Raw genomic sequence first — 1,269 nt, forward strand, 5'->3', positions numbered from 1 at the left:
ACGCGGGTCTTCGGTGAAAGTTGAGCTAGTAACTGGTCAGATACAACCGCCGTCAGCTTGCTATCGCCTAGCATCAGTGCTGTCACTAACAGCTTCTTTTCATCGTGAGTTTGATTAGGCGTAAGTAGGAAGTCTTCGGTAACGTAATAAGGTGTATCGCACCCGTTGGCATAAAAGGCTAGGCGTTGGTTGCCGTAACGGTCTCTCTCAATTTGACTGGTCGTTTGACTTTTAACAGCAATTTCTTGAATGTAAGGACGTAACCCCTCACTCAATTTATCGTGTGTTCTTTGTCCATTTTGCCAACTGTCAAAAACACTCTCCTCATCGTCTTCAATCATTGGCAGGTAAAATGGTAATTTCTCCATTGCTGACACCCTTTCTACCGGCGGTTTTTGAAGCCGCCTTTGATGTAACAGGCACACCAGCTACAGCAGAAAACGCAAGGGTGAGCGTAGCGAAAGTGGCAAAAATTTGTGGAGTGTTCTTTGCGGAACAAAATTTTGCCCGGCCCTTGTTTTTTCTGCTAGAGCTGCTTAGGAACTTGTTCCTTAGCAGCTTTGTTGCTGGTTGAATGCGGAATCAAAGCAAGGCAAAAACCGGCAGTAGAAAGGTTCCTGCGGGCTTGCCCGCGTGGCGGCACGCCACAAGCTTTATGCATAAGTCTTGCATGATTTGCACGATAGCAGACAACCGGCAACCAATTGGGTTTAGGTATAGACTGAACTTGCCAGTTACCTATCCTTAAACGACAAGACGTTGCCGGGGCGTGCGGGTCGGCCTAGGGCCCGCCGCCCCTACGCAAACTAAGCCTTACCGGGCGTTATTTGCTCAGCAAGGCCACCACAACGAATCAGAAAGGACTTCAATATGAAATTAACAACAAAATGGTTTTTAGCCCTCAGTACAGTATTAGCAATTAGTATCAGTGGTTGTTCAGCCGTTCAAGGATCGAACACAAGTCAATCAAGTACAACCAAATCCGCTGCTTCCTCTGCTACATCGACGAGCACTACTGAGACTGCGCAGACAAACAGTGATCTTGCCAACTTGCCATTTGATCTGACAAAGTACCCGCAAAACTACACAACGCTTAATCAAAACGTTCCAATCTTCGTAAATGGTTTTAAGCAAACAGTAGCTGCCGCCCAGAAAGCGAAAACCACACGCGCTCAAACTTACTTTGAAGGCTTGGATGATCTAGGAAGAACGCAAAGTGTTTCTGCCATTGTGACATACAGTATAATGCACAGTCACGCAAGCTCTGTA

General features: G+C 46.7%; 1 protein-coding gene and 1 pseudogene. One reads left to right on the plus strand and one right to left on the minus strand.

All coding sequences use genetic code 11. The annotated features are described in order from the left end of the window. Positions 1-368 (minus strand): hypothetical protein (locus tag ACWPAB_RS15300; RefSeq protein WP_455692710.1); only part of this gene is annotated, 368 nt, incomplete at its 3' end. A 502-nt stretch (positions 369-870) separates the two neighbouring features. Between ACWPAB_RS15300 and ACWPAB_RS15305 the strand changes: the two are divergent. Next, positions 871-1,269, plus strand: a pseudogene (locus ACWPAB_RS15305) (DNA/RNA non-specific endonuclease); the annotation flags it as partial.

This window comes from Lacticaseibacillus sp. 30, assembly GCF_053819265.1.